This is a genomic window from Nocardia sp. NPDC059228, assembly GCF_042754245.1.
GTDB lineage: Bacteria > Actinomycetota > Actinomycetes > Mycobacteriales > Mycobacteriaceae > Nocardia.
Window position 1 is genome coordinate 12,639 of the sequence record NZ_JBHZAL010000012.1, and the last position, 19,720, is coordinate 32,358.

Here is a 19,720-nt window from a genome sequence, read left to right on the forward strand (position 1 = left end):
CCGGCTATCGAGCGTCCTTCTGCTGGTGGGCGATTCGATAGCGGCCGGGGGTGGCGCCGACGAGGGCCGTGAAAGCGGTGATGAAGCCGCTGGGATTCGACCACCCGCACGCGTGCGCGACCCGCGTCGTGTCATGGCCGTCGGCGAGGAGGACGAGGGCGTGATAGACCCGCACCTGGGTGCGCCACTCGTAGAAGGTCATGCCGAGTTCGTCGCGGAACAGCCGGCTCAGGGTGCGGGAGCCGGCTCCGACCGCGCGGCCGAGATCCGCCAATGAGCTGTTGTCCCCGGGGTTTTCGTACAGCGTCCGCGCAAGGGCCTGCAGCCGATCATCGCGGGGCTCCGGCAGTTGCAGTGGCTGCTCGCGCGCTTCGCGCAGTTCGTCGACGAGGACACGATGCAGGCGGGCACGCGCCGCGCGGTCGTACTCGCGGGTGCCGGTGAGCGCGAGCACGACTTCGCGGGCCAGATCGGAGGCCAGGAACACGGCGGGACGGTCCGGTATCAGCCCGGCGAGCGCGGCCGGCAGGAAGACGATCCGCATGTCGGTGTGGCCGTGCGCGCGGTGGTAGTGCGTGAATCCCGCTGGTGTCCAGGCGATTCGATTGGCCGGGACGATCGAAGTGCCGCGTTCGGTGTGCACCGACAGCACGCCGCGCGCCGCGTACACCAGGTGCCCACGCGAATGGGAATCGGCCGAACTCGACGCGCCCGGCGACCAGAGGTGGGCTCCGCCGGACGGCCACAGCCGCGACTCGAGAGGTTGGCGGCTATCGGGCATAGCTTGGCATTCTATCGGTAGCCCGCCAGCCTGCCGGTCGTCGACAGTGGATGCATGAAAACGATGACCCGAGTGAATACGACTATGCGAGCGGCGATCTGCGGCCGGGCCGGTGACCCCGAGGTTCTGGAAATCCGCGAGCTGCCGATCCCCGAGGTCCGGGAGGGCTGGAGCCTGGTGCAGGTGAAGGGCGCAGGCCTGAACCGGTCGGAACTGCGGACCCGCCAGGGACACTCCCCCAGCGTGCGCTTCCCGCGGGTACTCGGCATCGAATGCGTCGGAATCATCGCCGCCTCCACCGATCCCGCGCTCCCGGAGGGCACGACCGTCGCCGCGGTCATGGGCGAGATGGGCCGCGATTTCGACGGCGGCTACGCCGAGTACGCCCTCCTGCCGAACTCCCTCCTGATGCCGATCACCACCACCCTGCCGTGGGAGATCCTGGCCGCCCTCCCCGAGTCCTACCTGACCGCCCAGGGTTCGCTCGACACGCTGGGAATCGAGCCGGATACCAAGGGCCGGTTGCTGATTCGCGGTGGCACCTCCTCGGTGGGCATGGCCGCCGCGTCGATCGCCGTCGGTCACGGCATCGAGACCGCGACAACCACGCGGCAGCCCGGCAGGATCGACGCCCTGCGTGCGACCGGCGTCGACCATGTCCTCGTCGACGACGGTGAATCACTGGCCGCGAGCGTGCACGCGATCTGGCCCGACGGCCCGGACTACATCCTGGACCTGGTCGGCGCCCGCACCGCGGTGGACTCGCTCCACCTGGTCCGGCGCGGCGGCACGGTTTGTGTGTCGGGCTCGCTCAGCGGCTGGCTCATCTCCGATTTCGAACCGATCGCGATGATCCCCTCCGGCACCAGACTCACGGCCTTCCACAGCAAGAACCGCGAGGGCGGCGCGGGAACGCCTGTGCTGCAACGAATCATCCACGATATCGAATCAGGCGCTTACCGCCCCACCATCGACCGTATCTTCCGGCTCGACGAGATCGCCGCCGCCCATCGATACATGGAAAACAACCAGGCCACCGGCAAAGTCGTGATGCTGCCCTGAGCCACCGCGCACCGATGTTCAGGCAGGCTGCCAGAGCTCGATCCGGTTCCCCTCCGGATCGGTCACCCAGCCGAATCGCCCGACCCCCGCCATATCCTGCGTTTCCTCGGCCACCTCCGCCCCCTTCTCCCGCAATTGCGCGAGCATCGCATCCAGATCACGAACCCGGAAATTCAGCATCGTCCGCTGCCCGCGATCCCCGAAATACTCTGTCCCCGACTCGAAGGTCGCGAACACGGTCACCCCGGCCTCCTGCCTCCACACCCCATTCTCATCGGTGTCCAGCCCGAGGCAATCCCGATACCAAGCACCCAGACCCGCCGGGTCGGCAGCCCGCAAAAAGTATCCGCCAATCCCAACCACCCGTTCCATGCCGCCATCCTGCCAGGCCAGACCACCGGCCACCCCCTGCAACGCGCCCTACACGTCCCCGCCTCATCAACCGTTGGTGGCAGGTCCACACGATCGAGTCGCCGCTGGGGCAAGATGCCTGGCATGAAGGTGATCCTCTTCGGCGCGACCGGCATGATCGGGCACGGGGTTCTCAACGAGTGCCTGCGGGACGATCGAGTCGAGCAGGTCCTCGCCGTCGGGCGCAGCTCGGTCGGTATCGAGAACCCCAAGCTGCGCGAGCTGGTCCAGCCCGACCCGACCGATCTCTCCGCGATCGCCGGCGAGCTGCCGGAGTTCGACGCCTGCTTCTTCTGCCTCGGTGTTTCCTCCGTCGGCATGAAAGAGGAGGACTATCGCCGGATCACCTACGACCTGACCCTGAAGGTCGGTCGCACGCTGGCGGCCGCGAATCCGAAGCTGACGTTCGTCTACGTCTCCGGCCAGGGCACCGACAGCAGCGAGCAGGGCCGCTCGATGTGGGCGCGAGTGAAGGGAAAGACCGAGAACGACCTCCTCGCACTTCCCTTCCAGGCGTACATGTTCCGCCCCGGATTCGTCCAGCCCATGGACGGCGTGGTCTCCCAGACCCCGCTGTACCGCGCTGCGTACGCACTCACAGGCCCACTGATCCCGCTGCTGAAGCGGCTGGCCCCGAACGCATTCAACGACAATCGCGAAATCGGTCGCGCCATGATCACCATCGCAGCCTCCGGAGCGGACAGCCACATCCTCACGCCCCGGCAGATCTCCGCGCACGCCAGGCCGTAGCGGAGAGCGTCAGCCCTGACCAGTTGCCCCGCGAGGCCACGACTTCGGCGGGCAACGACGCCCTCGATCTGACCACCGCCATGTCACCGGCGGCGGTCTGCCAGCTCCTCCGTGGTCACGATGCGCCATTCGTCGTCCGTACCGGCCGCACCGACGGGCGGTAGGCCTGAGGGCCCGGTCGGGCAGCGACACACATGACCGGTCGTCAGCGGAAGCCGCCGTAGGGCACCGTGATGATCTCCAATCCGTGGCCGTCGGGGTCGTTCCAATAGAGGCCGCGCCCACCGTCATTGGTGTTGATCTCGCCCTCGAGGGTGTGGTGGGGGTCTGCCCACCAGGTGAGGCCGCGGTCCTTGATGCGGGCGTGGATGGCGTCGAACTCGGGCTCGGAGACCAGGAAGGCGTAGTGCTGGGGGTGCGGAGTGCCACCGCCGTCGGCGAAGTCGAGGGAGACGTCGTTGTCGAGGACGACCATGAGGAACGGTCCGGCGACGACGGGGGCGGGGAGGCCGAGGATCTCGGCGTAGAAGTGGGACGACACCTGCTTGTCCGAGCAGTGGACGATGGTGTGGTTGAGGTGAACACTCACAGTGCTTCTCCTGATCGTGTTGTGCCGGGCGCCGCTACCGCCGCCTCCGCCGGGCGGGAGCCTTGCGCAGCTTCGGCATGGTCAACCCGATGGCGGCCGCACATCAATTCTGGCAGGACACCCGAACCAAGAAGCGGCCGAGTACGGACCGCGGACCGTTCAGCACGGGTAATCAGCGATCCCACACCCGGCTGTCGATGAAGGACCGCCAAGCCTCCTCCGGGAACCAGAGTTCCGGGCCTACCGCCTTCGAGTCGCGGACGCCCACCTTTCCATCGCCGAGAAAGACCTCGACGCACTGCTTGGCGGCATCCGACCTACTCGACTTGTACCACGTGCCGGTCGGCGGGAGCTTCGTCACAGCGCGTACTCCTTCGCGAGTCCGAGCACCAGCTCTCTGGTGTCCGTCTCCGTCAACGCTACCGCCCGCATGGACGCCACCGCGCGCCGATATCGGTCGATCTCCGTGGCACGTTCGTGGTAGAGACTGCCGATCGCGCCCTCGACGAAAACGACTGTGGGCAAGGCTGTTCCGCTCGAACCGTGCGGGAATTCGAGCAGGGTGAAGGGCTGGATCGTGAGGCCGCGGTGAGGACCGGCCGACCAGGGGATGACGCGAATGCTGATGTTCTCCCGTTCGCCGATCTCGGCGAGCCAGCGCAGCTGTGCCGCCATTGCCGCCGGAATGGCCGGGCAGTGACGCAGAACGGCCTCGGAGATCAGTGCGTCGAGACGAAAGCCGGGCTCGCTCAGGCGAACTTGCCGGCGCGCGGTGAGTTCCAGCAGGCGTTCGATATTCACTGCCGACAGATCCGGTTCGTCGATCCGGATGATCGCGCGCCGGTAGTCGGGAGTTTGCAGCAGTCCGGGCACGATCACCGGCTGATGGACGAGGACTCGATTCGCCGCGCCCTCCAGGCGGAGAAATCGTGGAAAAGCCGGGGCGACCTGATCGGTGTAGGCCTTCCAGAAGCCCTTCGAATTCCCTTGCGCTTTGGCCATTTTGTCCTGTTCGGTGAGCTCGGACCACAGCCGGAGCGCCTCGTCACGAATCTCTGCCGATGCCCCGTAGTTGGCGAGCAGGAGTTTGATCAGCGGCCCGGTGAGCTTGGTGGGACTCCCCTCCTCCATTCGCATGATGACCTGGCGGGACACCTCGAGGCCCGCCGCGGCGGCGAGCAGCGTCTGATGTGCGTCTTCACGTACTCCGCGCATGAAGTTCCCGAAATCCATGCGAGAGACCGTCAATTCAGTCATTTCTCAGCCTCGCTATCAGGGAAATGTCCGCCGCGGACACCGCCGAGACGGACTTTCATCGTATTTCGTGAAATGTCCGCGAGGGACTCACTCCGGCAACGCGTTTGGATGTCTACTTATCACAGAGCGTCAGCAAATCAGATTCGACCGCAGGTTCATTCGCAATCCGAAGAAACAGTGGGAGTCGTAATGCCTTGGGATGCTTGGGTTTTGTCGCTGATGACCGTTTTGGGCGGAATATTGCTCGCCGCTTGCCTCGTCGAAGACATCAGGAGTTCCACCGCTCGCCGCGCACGGGCGGGGCGGCACCGTGCGGAGCGGCGACAGGCGAGGAACTGAGCCCGGCGATGACGCCGGACACGCCGCAGCCGGAGGTGGTCAGATACCTCCGGCCGGGCGCGTCAGGAGGGTTGCGAGCCGTTGGGTGAGCCGCCCGCGTGGGCGAACTCGGTCAACTGGCCGGCGAGAGCATCCGGGACGCGGGCGTGGACCCGGGTGCCGGACTCCTCGTGCTCGGAGCTGAGGATCTTGCCGTCGGCGTGGATACGGGCGAGCAGGTCGCCGCGGGTGTACGGCAGCAGGACGCTGACCTCGACATCCAGGCCGCCGAGGATCTGGCCCAGGAGGTCACGGAGCTGGTCGAGACCCTCGCCGGTGCGGGCCGAGACGAAGGCCGCGTCCGGCAGCCAGCCGCGCAGCTGGGTCAGCTCCAGCGGATCGAGCGCGTCGATCTTGTTGACCACCAGGAACTCCGGCGGCGCGGGCAGCTTGGACTCGCGCAGCACGTCGGTGATGACCTCGCGGACCGCCTTGATCTGCTGATCGGGCAGCGGGTCGGAGCCGTCGACCACATGCAGCAGCAGGTCGGCGCCCGTTACCTCCTCCAGGGTGGACCGGAACGCCTCGACCAGCTGGGTGGGCAGGTGGCGGACGAAACCGACGGTGTCGGTGAACACCACTTCACGGCCGTCCTCCAGGGCGGCGCGGCGGGTGGTCGGATCCAGGGTGGCGAACAGCGCGTCCTGCACCAGGATTCCGGCATCGGTCAGCGCGTTCATCAGCGACGACTTGCCCGCGTTGGTGTAGCCGACAATGGCCACCTGCGGGATACCGCTCTCCGAACGCTTGGCGCGCTTGGTGTCGCGGGCGGTCTTCATCTCGCGAATCTCGCGGCGCAGCTTGGCCATTCGCTCACGAATGCGGCGACGGTCGGTCTCGATCTTGGTCTCACCGGGACCACGCAGACCCACACCGCCATTGCTGCCGGCGCGACCACCGGCCTGCCGGGACATGGACTCACCCCAGCCGCGCAGCCGCGGCAGCATGTACTCCATCTGCGCGAGCGAGACCTGCGCCTTGCCTTCGCGCGAGGTGGCGTGCTGGGCGAAGATGTCCAGGATCAGCGCGGTGCGGTCGATGACCTTCACCTTCACGACCTTCTCCAGCGCGGTCAGCTGCGCGGGGGTCAGTTCACCGTCGCAGATGACGGTGTCGGCGCCGGACTCGAGAACGATGGCGCGCAGCTCCTCGGCCTTGCCGGAGCCGATGTAGGTGGACTTGTCGGGGCGGTCACGACGCTGGATCATCGCGTCGAGCACCTCCGAACCCGCGGTCTCGGCCAGCGCGGCCAGCTCGGCCATGCTCGCCTCGGCCTGCGTGGCCGTACCCTCGGTCCAGACGCCGACCAGCACCACGCGCTCCAGGCGCAGCTGCCGGTACTCGACCTCGGTGACGTCGGTGAGTTCGGTGGACAGACCCGCGACACGGCGCAGGGCGCTGCGGTCCTCGAGCTGCAGTTCACCTACCGTCGGCGCGGTCGACCAGCCGTTGCGGCCGGTCTCGGGGGCGTCGTTGATCTCCTCGTCGAGGTCTTCGGCGGGAGTGAACTCATACGTTTCTGGCTTACTCATACACCTCCATGTTCCCACGTCCCAACGAACGACCGCATTCGGTTATTTCGCGGCGAAGCGTTCCCCGGCTCGCGAGATGACATCGTCGAGGACTTCGCGGGAGCGCAGAAGGTCGGCGATCGTGCGGTCGATGCGGTCACGTTCGGCACGCAACTCGTCAACGAGCTCGGGCGTGGCGCGCTCGTTGGCGCCGCCGTCGGTGTCGCGCATGCAGGGCAGGATCTCGAAGATCTTCTTGCTGTTGAGGCCGGCGGCGAAGAGCTCCTGAATGTGGATCACACGGTCGACGGCCAGCTCCGGATAGTCGCGCTGGCCGCCGGGGGTGCGGGCGGCGACGAGCAGGCCCTGCTCCTCGTAGTAGCGGAGCGACCGTTCGCTCACGCCGGTGCGTCTGGCCAGCTCACCGATTCGCATGCGGCACTCCGGATTCCGAGGCTTGCACCTCACATCAATGTCAGGTTCTACCTTACGGGAATGACGAACACGGACCTCTTCAGCACCGGCCGGATCGGCCACCTGGAACTCCCGAACCGGCTGGTCATGGCCCCGATGACCCGCAATCGCGCCGCCGACGACGGGACCCCCACCGAGCTGATGGCGACCTACTACACACAGCGCGCGGGAGCGGGACTGATCATCGCCGAGGCGGCCACCCCCAACCCGGCCGGGCTGACCTACCCGAACATCCCGGCCCTCTACACCGATTCGCACCTCGCCGGCTGGCGGCGCGTCACCGACTCGGTGCGGGCCGCGGGCGGGCGGATGTTCCTGCAACTCCAGCACGGCGGGCGGGTCGGGCACCCGGACAACAGCGGACTGACCCCGGTCGCACCCTCGCCGATCCCACTGCCGGAGACCATCCACACACCGTCCGGCCAGCAGGAGGCGGTGACTCCGCACGAGCTGACCGATGACGAAATCCAGGACACCATCGCCGATTTCGCGAAGGCCGCCCGCACGGCGGTGGCCGCCGGATTCGAGGGCGTCGAGATCCACAGCGCCAACGGCTATCTGCTGCACCAGTTCCTGTCGGGCAATACCAATCACCGCACCGACGCGTACGGCGGCTCGATCGAGAACCGGATCCGGTTCACCCTCGAGGTGGTGGACGCGGTGATCGCGGCCATCGGCGCGGAGCGGGTCGGGGTGCGGATCGCACCCGGCGTCACCGTCAACGGCATCGCCGAAACCGATACCGGCGAGCTGTACCCGGCACTGGTCGCGGCACTGGCGCAGCGCCATCCGGCCTACCTGCACGTGGTGTTCGCGGACCCGGAAAGCGCGCTCTTCCAGCAGATCCGGAGCCTGTGGCCGACCACGCTGATCGCCAATCCGGACCTCGGCTGGGGCGTCCCGCTGCCCGCCGACGGCGGCGCCGCCGCGGCCCGCGCGCTGCTCGCCGCGGGCGCGGACCTGGTGTCACTGGGCCGGTCGTTCCTGGCCAACCCTGATCTGGTGGACCGCCTGCGGATCGGTGCGCCGCTGAACCCGGTGCGCGACGCACACCTGATGTATGTCGGCGGCGCGGAGGGGTATACCGACTATCCGGCACTCGAATCCGCCGCCGACGCGGCGCTCAGCACCACTGCGGCGTGATCAGCGGGTCAGGCGTCCTGCCACCACTTGGCCGCAAGGCGGCCCGTCGCCACCAGCTCCGACGGGCCGCGCAGCCAGGCCGCCCCGTTCTCGATGCCGACGGTCACCACGCCGCCGGGAATGCGGACCTTCACATGCCCGACATCGGAGGCCAGGTCGAAGCCGTCGCGGGCCAGGGCGGCGGCCGCCGCGGCCACGGTTCCCGTTCCACAGGATCGGGTTTCGCCGACGCCGCGCTCGTAGACGCGCATGTCGACGCCCCGCTCACCGTCCGAGCCGACGGCCAGCGCGGTGAGGATCTCGACGTTCACGCCGTTCGGGAACAGGGTGTGGTCGAAGCCCGGCAGCTGGTCGAGGTTCAGTTCGGCGAGCGAAGCCGTGGTCAGCTCCGGGTCCACGCAGGCCAGGTGCGGATTGCCGACATCGATGCCGAGGCCGGTGAATTCGCGTCCGCTCACGGTCGCGGTCGAGACGCCGAGCGTCTTCACCCGGCCCATGGCCACGGTCACCTCGCCGTGCACGGGATCGGCGTGGTGCACCACCACCGGCCGTGCGCCCGCGCGCGAACCGACCACGAACTCCTCGCTCTTCTCCATCCCGGTCGCGACCAGGTAATGCGCGAACACGCGCACCCCGTTGCCGCACATCTCGGCGATGGATCCGTCCGCATTGCGGTAGTCCATGAACCAGTCCCCGGCGCTGACGCCCTCCGGCAGCGCGGCCAGCACACCGGTTTCGATCAGCGCGCCCGCCCGCGCGACCCGCAGCACCCCGTCCGCGCCGAGCCCGCGCTGCCGGTCGCACAGCGCGGCGACCCGGGACGGCGTGAGCTCCAGCCACGCGTCCGGGTCGGGCAGCACCACGAAATCGTTCTGGGTGCCGTGGCCCTTGCTGAATTCGATGTCAGCGGCGCTGTTCTCGCTCGTCATAGTCCTCACCGTAGCGCCCGGCGCTGCCGGGATATTTCGTAGAGGGCCACCGCGGCCGCCGAGGGCGCGCCGAGGGTGCCGTCGGTCGGGATGCAGATCAGCTCGTCGCACACCTGCTGCCAGGCGGGGGCGAGCGATTCGCTCTCGTCACCGAGGACCAGGACGGTGCCGCCGTCGAACTCGGCGTCGTCGAGGGCCAGGCCGCCGCCGTCGCTGCCGACGATACGGGTGGCGACGCCGCGGGCCCGCTGCCGGTCCCGGAACGCGCCCACCTGCGCCGGACCCGAGGCGCGCAGCACCGGGACGGCGAACAGCGCACCGTCGGAGGCGCGCACGCTCTGCGGGTCGTAGTGGTCGACGCCGGAACCGGTCACGATCACCCCGCCCACCCCGAACGCCGCCGCCGAACGGATGAGCGCCCCCAGCCGGATCGCCGACGCGGGCCGGTCGATGACCACCACGGTGGCCGGATCCTCCGGCGTGCCCGGCGCGAAATCCTCCAGCTCGGGCCGCTGGGTCACCGCCACCGCCACTAGTTCCGGCACCGGCTCACCGGGTTCGGCCAGCCCGGCCATCACCTCCGGCACCAGCCCGACACTGGGCACGCCACTGGAATCGAGCACCTGCCGCGCCCACGGCGACGGCTCGGGTAGCCGGTACACGAGAGTCTCCAGCGGCCAACGGCATTCGAGGGCGCGGCTGATGGGCCGCATGCCCTGCACCAGGAATCGATTGTCCCGGATCCGGGCGGCACGGGTGGTCAGGTAGGCCTGCCACACCTGAACCGCCGCGGTGCGAGTGTTCGCGCGACGCGTCACTGGGGTTCCTGTTCATCCCTCATCGGTGAGGAGTTGACGAGGGCCAGCGCGGTGTCCGCCAAGGCGGGATCCGCGCCGTCCACCCATCGCACCCGCTGATCTCGACGGAACCACGAACGTTGTCGCCGGACATAGCGCCGGGTGCCGATGAAGGTGCGCTCCTGAGCTTCAGTCAGCTCGTATTCGTTGTCCAGGAAATCGAGGACTTGCGCGTAACCGATGGCGCGCCGGGCGGTTTGGCCGTGGCGCAGGCCCAGCGCGACGAGGCCCTCGACCTCCTCGACGAGACCGGACTCGAACATGGTCGCGGTGCGCACCTCGATGCGGGCATCCAATTCGGCCGTGTCGCGATCGACGCCGATAATGACCGTCCCCCACCGTGGTTCACCGATCTGGGGCGCCGAGGCGGCGAACGGCTCACCGGTCAGCTCCACCACCTCCAGCGCGCGCACCATGCGGCGGCCGTCGGTGGGCAGGATGGTCTGCGCGGCCACGGGATCGGCCCGCTTCAATGCCTCGTGCACGGCGACGGTGCCGCGATCGGCCAGTACCGCCTCCCATTTGGCGCGGATCTCCGGGTCGGTGGCCGGGAAATCCCAATCATCCAGCAGCGCTTGGACATACATCATGGAGCCGCCGACGATGACCGGGGTGCGCCCGCGCGCCATGATGGCCTCCACATCGGCGCGGGCCGCCGTCTGATACGCGGCGACGGTGGCGGTTTCGGTGATGTCGAGGACGTCGAGCTGGTGGTGCGGGATGCCGCGGCGTTCGGACACCGGCAGTTTGGCGGTGCCGATGTCCATGCCGCGGTAGAGCTGCATGGCGTCGATATTGACGATCTCGCCGTCGAGCCGCTGCGCCAGATCCAGGGCCAGATCGGATTTCCCGGTGGCGGTGGGGCCGACCACGGCGATGGGCCGGGTCATGTGACGGCTCCGCCGCGCGCACGCGGACGCCACACGCTGACGTGGTAGGCGACGCCGAATGGGTGTGCGGCGTAGAGGGTTTCGACGTCGGGGTCGGCGGGATCGGTGGCGAACAGCCCGGCCAGCACCTGGTAGGCGGGACGGCCCGCCACCTCGATCTCGGCGCACAGGCGCGTGTCCAGGGCGGCCAGGGCCTGCCGGTCCCCCGCGTTCAGCGCCCGGTCGATGGCCTCCTGCACGCCCGCGGCGCGCTCGTCCAGATACCGGGGGGCCTTGAGCGACAGGGTTGCCGCGCCGTCGCCGACGACCAGCACGGCGATCGATTCCGGCTCGGCGTCGAGGTCGGCCCGCAGCTGCCGGCCGAAGGTCAGGCTCTCGTCCACGGAGGCATCGGCCGAGATCAGACGGCATTCGGCGGTGACCTCCGGCGCGACCTGCTCGCGCAGCCAGCCCGCGATCAGAGCCGGCAGCGGCAGCATCGGGTCCGCGACACGCTCGGCAACCACCCCAGACAAACCGACACGCAGGTCCACCCCGTATCCCCGGAATGTGCCCACCGCATCGGAACCGATCACGCGGCCGGAATCGCCGCCGCCGGAACCCTCCTCCGGCTCCGCCACGCCGACCACGATCCACCGCGACGCGCGGGCCGCCAACTCCCCCGCGGCCCGCAACACCGCAGCTCGCAGCTCCGCGACCGTTCCTTCGGCCGACGCACCGGCCGCGCCCCCGAGTTCGGGCACCAGCACGGGCGGCGAAGGGACCAGTGACGCAACACAGAACACGCCGACAACCGTAGCGCTAACGCACCTCACCAGCCCCACCCCCACCGATCGCCGCGCCGCCGAAGCGGGCTCAAAGACAGCATTTCCCATCTCAGCCTGGTTGAATGGGATGAGCTAGACCGATGAGCTAGGGCGTAACCAGGCAGCCGTGACGCGCGGCAGGGACGAGGAGCAATGACCGACAACAACGGAAACGAGAAGGCTACCCACCCGGAGTCGACCCCGACGCCCAAGCCCGGCGCGCCGATGCCCACCCCGAGCGAGGGCGCCAAGCCATCACCGGCGGCCGCCACCGCACCCCGCCCTGGGGGCCCGCGCCGCAAACCCGAATCCCCCAAACCCCATGCCGTCAAGCCCACGCCCGGCGCGGCGGCACACCATCCGCATCCGGTCGTCGTACCGAGCGTGAGCGACCCCAGCCAGTGGGGACGGGTCGACGACGACGGCACCGCCTGGGTCAAGACCGCCGACGGCGAACGTGTCATCGGCTCCTGGCAGGCCGGTGACGCCGCCGAGGGTCTGGCCCACTTCGGCCGCCGCTACGACGATCTGGCCACCGAGGTCGCCTTGCTCGAGGCTCGGCTCGCCGCCGGTACCGATGCCCGCAAGACCAAGGCCGCCGCCACCGCGATTGCCGAAACGTTGCCGACGGCCGCGGTCATCGGCGATATCGATGGGTTGACGGCCCGGCTGCAGGCCATCATCGAACACTCCGACGAGGCGGCCGCGCACGCCAAGGAGGAGAAGGAACGCACCCGGCACGAGCAAACCGAGCGCAAAGAAGCCCTGGCCGCCGAGGCCGAGCAGATCGCCAACGACTCCACCCAGTGGAAGGTCGCCGGCGACCGCCTGCGGGAGATCCTGGACGAGTGGAAGACCATTCGCGGCGTGGACCGCAAGGTCGACGACGCGCTGTGGCGGCGCTTCTCCAAAGCCCGCGAGGCCTTCAACCGCCGCCGCGGCGCTCACTTCGCCGAACTCGACCGGGAGCGTGCCGCCGCCAAGGGCCGCAAGGAAGAGCTCTGTGTCCGCGCCGAGGAGCTGTCGGGTTCGACCGACTGGTCCGGCACCGCGGCCGTCTTCCGCGACCTGCTGACCGAGTGGAAGGCCGCCGGCCGCGCCCCGCGCGAGGCCGACGAGCAGCTGTGGCGCCGGTTCAAGGCCGCGCAGGACGTCTTCTTCGCCGCCCGCAATGCCGCCGCCAGCGAACGCGACCACGAGTTCGAGGAGAACGCGTCCGCCAAGGAAGCACTGCTGCACGCCTACGAGCACATCAACCCCGATGCCGACCTGGACGCCGCCCGCAGCGCCCTGCGCGAGCTGCAGGAGAAGTGGGACGCCATCGGCAAGGTCCCGCGCGAGCGCATGCACGATCTGGAATCGCGCCTGCGCGCCATCGAGAAGAAAGTCCGCGAGGCCGTCGACGCCCAGTGGCGCCGCACCGACCCCGAGGCCATGGCCCGCGCCGCCCAATTCCGCGAGCGCGTCGCCCAGTTCGAGGAACAGGCTGCCAAGGCCCAGGCCGCGGGCAAGACCCGCGACGCCGAGAAAGCCCTGGAGCAGGCCAAGCAGTGGCGTGAATGGGCCGAGGCCGCCGAGGGCGCGGTCAGCCAGCGCTGAGCTGATCGCCCGGGTTCCCTTGTGGCCCAGGCGATCAGCTACCCCGGGTCCGCGGTCGTGATCAGGCTCGGTGCATGGCACCGAGTCGCGAAGAGCTGCACCCGGTGACCACCGGCCTGGCCGGTCGCGTCGACCGGCCCTCAACACCCTCCGGCGAGCCGATGCCGGATCTGGTTGTGGCCGACCATGATTGGTGCGCCGGCACGGCCGTCCTCGACCGGGGCTTCAGTTGAGCTGGGCCGGCGCGGGTTCGGTGATGATCTCGTGGCGGGTGGGGCGGTGGGAGCGGCGGTATTCGCTCGGAGGGAGGCCTACTTCGCGGTTGAAGTGGGTGCGGAGGTTGGCGGCGGTGCCGAGGCCGCAGCGGGCGGCTACCACGTCGACGGGGAGGTCGGTGAGTTCGAGGAGTTCGCGGGCTCGGATCAGGCGTTGGGTGAGCAGCCACTGGAGCGGGGTGCCGCCGAGTTCGGCGTGGAAACGGCGGGCCAGGGTGCGCTCGCTGAGGTTGGCATGGCCGGCGAGGTCCGCGACGGTCAAGGGGTGTTCGAGGTTGGTGAGGGCCCATTCGAGGGTGCTGGCGAGACCGGTGTCGGCGGGCTGGGCGGGGACCGGGGACTGCAGGTATTGGGCCTGGCCGCCGGCGCGGTGCGGGGACACGACCAGGTAGCGGGCGGCGGCATTGGCGGCCCGGGAGCCGAGGTCCTTGCGGATCAGGTGGATGCACAGGTCCATGCCGGCCATGGTGCCGGCGCTGGTGAGGATGCGGCCGTCGTCGATGTAGAGCACGCCGGGGTCGATGTCGAGGTGGGGGTGGCGCTCGCGCAGGGCGGCGATGTGCCGCCAGTGGGTGGTCATGCGGCGGCCGTCGAGCAGGCCCGCGGCGGCCAGCACGAAGGCGCCGGTGCACAGGGAGGCGATGCGGGCGCCGCGCTGGTAGGCGGCCCGGACCGCCTCGACCAGGTCGGCGGGCGGGTCCTCGCGGACGTTCGGGGTGGACGGGACGATCACGGTGTCGGCGCGGATCAGGTCGTCGTAGTCGTGATCGGTCAAGGCCACGAAGGGATCTCGCAGCGTGGCGTGCTGGGTGTCGCGCGGGCCGCAGAGCTGGAAGTCGTACCAGGCGGCGGGGTCGACGCCGAGGGGCGGCTCGTAGAAGACCTGGTAAGGAATGGCCACCTCGAAGATCGGCATGCCGGGTGCGACGGCGACTGCCAGGATTCCGGGACCGGTCGATTCCATGGCTCGAATCTAACGCCGCAGCGTGTCAGAAATCTAGCGCAGTGTGGCATTCCTGCCACTCGTGGATGGTGCCGCCGCTTCGCATAGTCGAAGGCATGACCACGACGACCGACGCCACAACCGCACTCCCCCAACCGGATACGGCTCCCGACCCGCGCCCGGATACGGCTCCCGACCCGCGCCGATGGCGGGTGCTGGCGATTGCCGCGATCGCCCAGTACCTGGCCATCCTGGATCTGTTCGCGGTCATCGTCGCCTTCCCGGCGCTGCAGCAGTCCTTCGGCCACGCGTCGACCGGCGCGGTGTCCTGGACGTTGAACGCGTACACCATCGTCATGGCCGCCCTGCTGGTTCCGGCCGGGCGATTCGCCGACGACACCGGCCGCAAACGCGGATTCCTGCTCGGCATAGCGCTTTTCGGGCTGGCGTCCATCGCCTGCGGACTCGCCCCGAACCTGGCCGTCCTGATCGCGGCCCGCGTGCTGCAGGCCGCTGCCGCCGCCCTGCTCATCCCGACCGGGCTCGGCCTGGTGCTGCCGGTGTTCCCGAAACGCGAGCACGCCACGGTCATGGGCATCTGGACCGCGATCGCCGCGGCGGGCGGCGCGAGCGGCCCGGTCATCGGCGGATTGCTGCTGCAGGCCGGCTGGCGCTGGATCTTCCTGCTGAACGTGCCGTTCACGGTGGTGGCCTTCGCCTTCGGGCTGCGCGTGCTGCCCGATATCCAGCAGCGCGCCAACCGGCGGCTGGACCTGCTGGGCGCGGCGCTGATCCTCGGGGCCACCGCCGCCTTCACCACGGTGTTCGTACAGGCCACCGACTGGGGCTACACCGCCCCGGGCACCCTGGGCTGCCTGGTCGCCGCCCTCGCCCTGACAGCCCTGTTCGTCCGCCACGTCCGCCGCCACCCGGACCCGGTGGTGAGCCCGATCGTGTTGCGGCACCGCCTGTTCCGCACCGCCACCCTCGGCGTCTTCTGCTACTACCTGGCCTTCGCCGCCATGGTCCTGGAGGCCATGCTGTTCATGACCGAGGAGTGGCGGTATTCGACCCTGCGCGCCAGCCTGGGCGTGGCGGCCATGCCGATCAGCTGCCTGCTGCTGTCGCCGCTGTCCGGTCGCTTCGTCGCGCTGGTCGGGGCGCGCGCCTCGGCGGCGCTGGGCGGGGCGGCCATCGCACTGGGCTGCGCCTGGTGGGTGCTGGCCAGCGGCTTCTCGAATTCCTATGCGGTGGTGATGGTTCCGGGCGCGATCCTGGCCGGGGCCAGCACCGCGCTGCTGCAACCGCCGTTGTTCGGCGCCTCGACCCTGCTGCCCGCCGACCAGATCTCGCTCGGCTCCGGCACCCTGATGATGGCCCGCCAGACCAGTTCCGCCCTCGGCGTCGCCATCCTGACCGCCATCCTCGGCGACGCCGCCCACCGCACCATGACCGAGTTCCGCGCGGGCTGGCTCTACATGGTGGCGGCGGGCCTGGCCGCCATGGTCGCCGGCCTCGCCTACCGCCCCGACCGCGCCGCCGTCTGACCTCGCCCGCGGTACGAAAAAGGCCCGGTGGCAACCGCATTCGGTTGCCACCGGGCCTGGATCGGTTGCTCAGTCCTCGCCGAAGAGCCGGCGGCGCTGCTGTTCCTCGGCCTTGGCCTCGGCCAGGCGGCGCTGTTCCTCGGCGGCCAGCTGCACGGAGGTGCGCGCCCACACCACCCGGACCCAGTGGAAGGTCAGCACGACGATGGCGATGGTGGCCACGATCAGGCCGATGCCCGGGCCCGCACCGTGGTAGTTGCCGAGGCCCGGGGTCTGGCGGTGCCAGATGGACAGCACGCCGAACACGCTGCCGATGGCCGACCCCGCGACCGCGATCCAGGCCAGCAGCCAGCGGCGGGTGATGAGCGCCAGCACCGAGAACCCGATGCCGAACACGACGACGAACCAGACGAAGACCCGCGAGGGCAGGCCGATGTGGTCGGCCTGGGCGACCGTGTCGTACAGCAGCACGTCGAAGCCGCGGGTCTTGCCCGCGTGCGGCAGCACCAGCGAGGCGAGCAGCACGAACACCGAACCGGCCACGACCATGGCGCGCACGCCCGGGTCGATCTCGCCGGCGATCTTGCGTTCGACGGCCTCGAGGTCCGCGCGGAACTGCTCGAAGTCCTGACTGTTCTCGGCGGCCTGCATGCTCTCCTCGTTCGCCTCGGGCGTCGGTTCCGACGCCGGTTCCGATTGTGCTGCTTCGTCTTCCGGATGCTCCGGCCGGTCACGAGGCTCGTCCGGGCCGGTGGGCTGCTGCTCGGTCATACCACTCGAGATCCTTGCTGACGGCTAGCGCTCCCGCGCCGGGGATGTGGTCAGGCGGTGTGCCAGGAGTACCCGTGACGGGTCGATCCCTCGCACGTACCCCAGCGATCCTGCCCTATGACGCTGTGTAGTTGACAGCGACCCCACCATTCGCCGCGCGAGGTGGCGCCGACCGGCCCGTGCCGCGGGCCGGACTACTCGCCGCAGGCCGGGCCGCAGCCCGCGGCCGCGGTCTCCACCACGACCGGCGCGCCGATGCGCGGCAGGCCCAGGCCGACGCCGATCGGCGCGGTCTTGGGGGTGACGCCACGCTCGTGCGCGTCCCCGGCACGGGTGCGGCGGTGGGTGAGCACCTCGCCGTCGGCGATCAGGTAGTGCGGCGCCGCACCGGTGACATCGACGGTGATCACATCGCCGGGCCGAATCTCGTTGCCGGGAGCCGGATCCACCGGCGGGCGGAAGTGCACGAGCCGGCCGTCGCGGGCGCGACCGGACATGCGCGCGGTCTTGTCGTTCTTCTTGCCCGCGCCCTCGGCGACCAGCAGCTCGACGGTCGAGCCGATCAGCGCCTGATTGCCCTCCAGCGAAATCTGCTCCTGCAGCGCGATGAGCCGGTCGTAGCGTTCCTGCACGACCTCCTTCGGCAGCTGATCGGGCATGGTCGCCGCGGGCGTGCCGGGCCGGATGGAGTACTGGAAGGTGAAGGCGCTGGTGAAACGCGCCTGCCGCACCACATCCAGGGTGGCCTGGAAGTCCTCCTCGGTCTCGCCCGGGAAGCCGACGATGATGTCGGTGGTGATGGCGGCGTGCGGCATGGCCGCGCGCACCTTCTCGATGATGCCGAGGAACTTGGCGCTGCGGTACGAGCGGCGCATGGCCTTGAGCACGCGGTCCGAACCGGACTGCAGCGGCATGTGCAGCTGCGGGCAGACATTCGGCGTCTCGGCCATCGCCTCGATGACGTCGTCGGTGAACTCGGCCGGGTGCGGGGAGGTGAAGCGCACCCGCTCGAGGCCCTCGATGTTTCCGGCGGCGCGCAGCAGTTTCGCGAAGGCGCCACGGTCGCGGGGCTCCTCCGGATCGGCGAAGGAGACGCCGTAGGAGTTGACGTTCTGACCCAGCAGCGTCACCTCGAGCACGCCCTGCTCGACCAGTGCCTGCACCTCGGCGAGCACGTCGCCCGGACGCCGGTCGACCTCCTTGCCGCGCAACGCCGGGACGATGCAGAACGTGCAGGTGTTGTTGCAGCCCACCGAGATCGACACCCAGCCCGCGTACGCGGACTCGCGCTTGGCGGGCAGCGTCGACGGGAACGCCTCCAGCGATTCGATGATCTCGACCTGGGCCTGCTCGTTGTGGCGGGCCCGCTCCAGCAGCACCGGCAGCGAGCCGATGTTGTGGGTGCCGAACACCACATCCACCCAGGGCGCCTTCTTGACCACGGTGTCGCGGTCCTTCTGCGCCAGGCAGCCGCCGACGGCGATCTGCATGCCCGGGCGGCCGGCCTTGATGGGCGCGAGGTGTCCGAGGGTGCCGTACAGCTTGTTGTCGGCGTTCTCGCGCACCGCGCAGGTATTGAAGACGACCAGGTCAGCGGTATCACCGGCCACGGCCTTGACGTAACCGGCGTCCTCGAGCAGACCCGAGAGCCGCTCGGAGTCGTGCACGTTCATCTGGCAGCCGTAAGTGCGTACCTCGTAGGTCCGGGCCGGGGAATTCACCCAACCAGGGTAATAGGTGCCCGGCGCAGGCCGTAAACCCCGTCCGCGCCGGGTGACCCGGGTCTCGCGGCGGACGGGTGAGGGACCGGCGGATGGTCGTGGAATTGTCGGCGAATCATCGTCCGACCGGGCGATGGTGGTCTCAGCAGCATCAATCGCTGGTTACGCGGGGGTGTCGAGTCCTGCCACAGTTCGAGCCGCCCCGGCAAAGACGAGCATTTCGGGCAGGACATGATTAGGGTCACTGGTCATGACCGACGTGGCCGATTCCATCAGCACTCCCGCGCCGATGATCTCGATGCGGAATGTGGACAAGCACTTCGGCTCGCTGCACGTGTTGCGTGACATCAATCTCGAAGTGCCCAAAGGGCAGGTCGTGATCGTGGTGGGGCCCTCCGGCTCCGGCAAGTCGACCCTGTGCCGAACCATCAACCGGCTCGAGACCATCGACTCCGGTGAGATCGCCGTCGACGGCGTGAAACTGCCCGACGAGGGCAAGGCCCTCGCGAAGCTGCGCGCCGATGTGGGGATGGTGTTCCAGCAGTTCAACCTGTTCGCGCACAAGACAATTCTCGAGAACGTGATGCTGGCGCCGGTGAAGGTGCGGCGCGTCGACAAGACTCAGGCGCGCGCCCGGGCACTGGAACTACTCGACCGGGTGGGCATCGCCAATCAGGCCGACAAGTATCCGGCGCAGCTGTCGGGCGGTCAGCAGCAGCGTGTGGCCATCGCGCGGGCGCTGGCCATGAACCCCAAGGTGATGCTGTTCGACGAGCCGACCTCCGCGCTCGACCCGGAGATGGTGTCCGAGGTGCTCGAGGTCATGGTCGGGCTGGCCAAGGAGGGCATGACCATGCTCGTCGTCACCCACGAGATGGGCTTCGCGCGGCGCGCGGGCAATCGGGTGCTGTTCATGGCCGACGGCCAGATCGTCGAGGACACCGAGCCCGAATCCTTCTTCACCGCACCGAAATCGGATCGCGCCAGGGACTTCCTGGGCAAGATCCTCTCCCACTGACTCCACCC

General features: G+C 69.2%; 21 protein-coding genes. 7 read left to right on the forward strand and 14 right to left on the reverse strand.

Annotated features, from left to right (window positions below; genetic code table 11):
* Positions 1-4: 4 nt before the first annotated feature.
* On the reverse strand, positions 5-781 hold the full coding sequence (locus tag ACFXKA_RS19560) for an AraC family transcriptional regulator (RefSeq protein WP_379428295.1): 777 nt from the start codon (positions 779-781) through the stop codon (positions 5-7).
* 54 nt (positions 782-835) lie between these two features.
* Here ACFXKA_RS19560 and ACFXKA_RS19565 point away from each other — a divergent pair, with 54 nt between their 5' ends.
* The gene (locus ACFXKA_RS19565; protein ID WP_379428296.1) at positions 836-1,843 is read left to right on the forward strand and encodes a zinc-binding dehydrogenase; all 1,008 of its coding nucleotides are present in this window, start codon (positions 836-838) and stop codon (positions 1,841-1,843) included.
* Between the two features lie 18 nt (positions 1,844-1,861).
* Here ACFXKA_RS19565 and ACFXKA_RS19570 read toward each other — a convergent pair whose 3' ends face one another.
* On the reverse strand, positions 1,862-2,215 hold the full coding sequence (locus ACFXKA_RS19570; RefSeq protein WP_379428297.1) for a VOC family protein: 354 nt from the start codon (positions 2,213-2,215) through the stop codon (positions 1,862-1,864).
* 123 nt (positions 2,216-2,338) lie between these two features.
* Between ACFXKA_RS19570 and ACFXKA_RS19575 the strand changes: the two genes are divergently transcribed.
* On the forward strand, positions 2,339-3,004 hold the full coding sequence (locus ACFXKA_RS19575) for an NAD-dependent epimerase/dehydratase family protein (protein WP_379428298.1): 666 nt from the start codon (positions 2,339-2,341) through the stop codon (positions 3,002-3,004).
* 205 nt (positions 3,005-3,209) lie between these two features.
* On the opposite strand, the gene ACFXKA_RS19580 is transcribed toward ACFXKA_RS19575, so the two are convergent.
* The 5 genes from ACFXKA_RS19580 to ACFXKA_RS19600 form a co-directional block, all read right to left on the reverse strand.
* Positions 3,210-3,593, reverse strand: a complete 384-nt coding sequence (locus ACFXKA_RS19580; protein WP_379428299.1) for a VOC family protein — start codon at positions 3,591-3,593, stop codon at positions 3,210-3,212.
* 172 nt (positions 3,594-3,765) lie between these two features.
* Complete coding sequence (locus ACFXKA_RS19585; RefSeq protein WP_354839653.1) at positions 3,766-3,954, reverse strand: DUF397 domain-containing protein; 189 nt, start codon at positions 3,952-3,954, stop codon at positions 3,766-3,768.
* Positions 3,951-4,850 carry a DUF5753 domain-containing protein gene (locus tag ACFXKA_RS19590; protein ID WP_379428300.1) on the reverse strand — a complete coding sequence of 300 codons (900 nt, stop codon included), beginning with the start codon at positions 4,848-4,850 and terminating at the stop codon, positions 3,951-3,953. Before ACFXKA_RS19590 ends, ACFXKA_RS19585 begins: the two co-directional genes overlap by 4 nt.
* A gap of 401 nt (positions 4,851-5,251) precedes the next feature.
* On the reverse strand, positions 5,252-6,760 hold the full coding sequence (hflX, locus tag ACFXKA_RS19595) for a GTPase HflX (protein WP_379428301.1): 1,509 nt from the start codon (positions 6,758-6,760) through the stop codon (positions 5,252-5,254).
* 42 nt (positions 6,761-6,802) lie between these two features.
* Positions 6,803-7,174 (reverse strand): MerR family transcriptional regulator, encoded by a 372-nt coding sequence (locus ACFXKA_RS19600; RefSeq protein ID WP_354839645.1) that lies wholly within the window; start codon positions 7,172-7,174, stop codon positions 6,803-6,805.
* Positions 7,175-7,234: 60 nt separating this feature from the next.
* On the opposite strand from ACFXKA_RS19600, the gene ACFXKA_RS19605 reads away from it, so the two are divergent.
* Positions 7,235-8,356 (forward strand): alkene reductase, encoded by a 1,122-nt coding sequence (locus ACFXKA_RS19605; protein WP_379428302.1) that lies wholly within the window; start codon positions 7,235-7,237, stop codon positions 8,354-8,356.
* An 8-nt stretch (positions 8,357-8,364) separates the two neighbouring features.
* Here ACFXKA_RS19605 and dapF read toward each other — a convergent pair whose 3' ends face one another.
* Genes dapF through ACFXKA_RS19625 form a run of 4 tightly spaced genes read right to left on the reverse strand, consistent with a single transcriptional unit; the run spans position 8,365 to position 11,817 of the window.
* Complete coding sequence (gene dapF, locus ACFXKA_RS19610) at positions 8,365-9,285, reverse strand: diaminopimelate epimerase (protein ID WP_354839639.1); 921 nt, start codon at positions 9,283-9,285, stop codon at positions 8,365-8,367.
* 5 nt (positions 9,286-9,290) lie between these two features.
* Entirely contained in the window at positions 9,291-10,103 is an 813-nt protein-coding gene (locus ACFXKA_RS19615; RefSeq protein ID WP_379428303.1) for a TrmH family RNA methyltransferase, read from the reverse strand.
* On the reverse strand, positions 10,100-11,032 hold the full coding sequence (gene miaA, locus ACFXKA_RS19620; RefSeq protein ID WP_379428304.1) for a tRNA (adenosine(37)-N6)-dimethylallyltransferase MiaA: 933 nt from the start codon (positions 11,030-11,032) through the stop codon (positions 10,100-10,102). Before miaA ends, ACFXKA_RS19615 begins: the two co-directional genes overlap by 4 nt.
* On the reverse strand, positions 11,029-11,817 hold the full coding sequence (locus ACFXKA_RS19625; protein ID WP_379428305.1) for a hypothetical protein: 789 nt from the start codon (positions 11,815-11,817) through the stop codon (positions 11,029-11,031). Before ACFXKA_RS19625 ends, miaA begins: the two co-directional genes overlap by 4 nt.
* A 174-nt stretch (positions 11,818-11,991) precedes the next feature.
* On the opposite strand from ACFXKA_RS19625, the gene ACFXKA_RS19630 reads away from it, so the two are divergent.
* Both ACFXKA_RS19630 and ACFXKA_RS19635 read left to right on the forward strand, forming a co-directional pair.
* Positions 11,992-13,437 carry a DUF349 domain-containing protein gene (locus ACFXKA_RS19630; RefSeq protein ID WP_379428306.1) on the forward strand — a complete coding sequence of 482 codons (1,446 nt, stop codon included), beginning with the start codon at positions 11,992-11,994 and terminating at the stop codon, positions 13,435-13,437.
* A gap of 74 nt (positions 13,438-13,511) precedes the next feature.
* Positions 13,512-13,670, forward strand: coding sequence for a hypothetical protein (locus ACFXKA_RS19635; RefSeq protein ID WP_379428307.1), 159 nt, complete (start codon positions 13,512-13,514; stop codon positions 13,668-13,670).
* On the opposite strand, the gene ACFXKA_RS19640 is transcribed toward ACFXKA_RS19635, so the two are convergent.
* A complete protein-coding gene (locus ACFXKA_RS19640) occupies positions 13,663-14,676 on the reverse strand; it encodes a GlxA family transcriptional regulator (RefSeq protein WP_379428308.1) in 1,014 nt (337 codons plus the stop codon). The two genes, ACFXKA_RS19635 and ACFXKA_RS19640, sit on opposite strands and share 8 nt — an antisense overlap.
* 95 nt (positions 14,677-14,771) lie before the next feature.
* Here ACFXKA_RS19640 and ACFXKA_RS19645 point away from each other — a divergent pair, with 95 nt between their 5' ends.
* Positions 14,772-16,202, forward strand: coding sequence for an MFS transporter (locus ACFXKA_RS19645; protein ID WP_379428309.1), 1,431 nt, complete (start codon positions 14,772-14,774; stop codon positions 16,200-16,202).
* 69 nt (positions 16,203-16,271) lie between these two features.
* Here ACFXKA_RS19645 and ACFXKA_RS19650 read toward each other — a convergent pair whose 3' ends face one another.
* Both ACFXKA_RS19650 and miaB read right to left on the reverse strand, forming a co-directional pair.
* Positions 16,272-16,853: a hypothetical protein gene (locus tag ACFXKA_RS19650; protein WP_354839743.1), complete on the reverse strand. Its 582-nt coding sequence runs from the start codon at positions 16,851-16,853 to the stop codon at positions 16,272-16,274.
* Positions 16,854-17,167: 314 nt separating this feature from the next.
* Positions 17,168-18,694, reverse strand: a complete 1,527-nt coding sequence (miaB, locus tag ACFXKA_RS19655; RefSeq protein ID WP_379428310.1) for a tRNA (N6-isopentenyl adenosine(37)-C2)-methylthiotransferase MiaB — start codon at positions 18,692-18,694, stop codon at positions 17,168-17,170.
* 289 nt (positions 18,695-18,983) lie between these two features.
* Between miaB and ACFXKA_RS19660 the strand changes: the two genes are divergently transcribed.
* Entirely contained in the window at positions 18,984-19,712 is a 729-nt protein-coding gene (locus ACFXKA_RS19660; protein WP_354839740.1) for an amino acid ABC transporter ATP-binding protein, read from the forward strand.
* Positions 19,713-19,720: the final 8 nt, after the last annotated feature.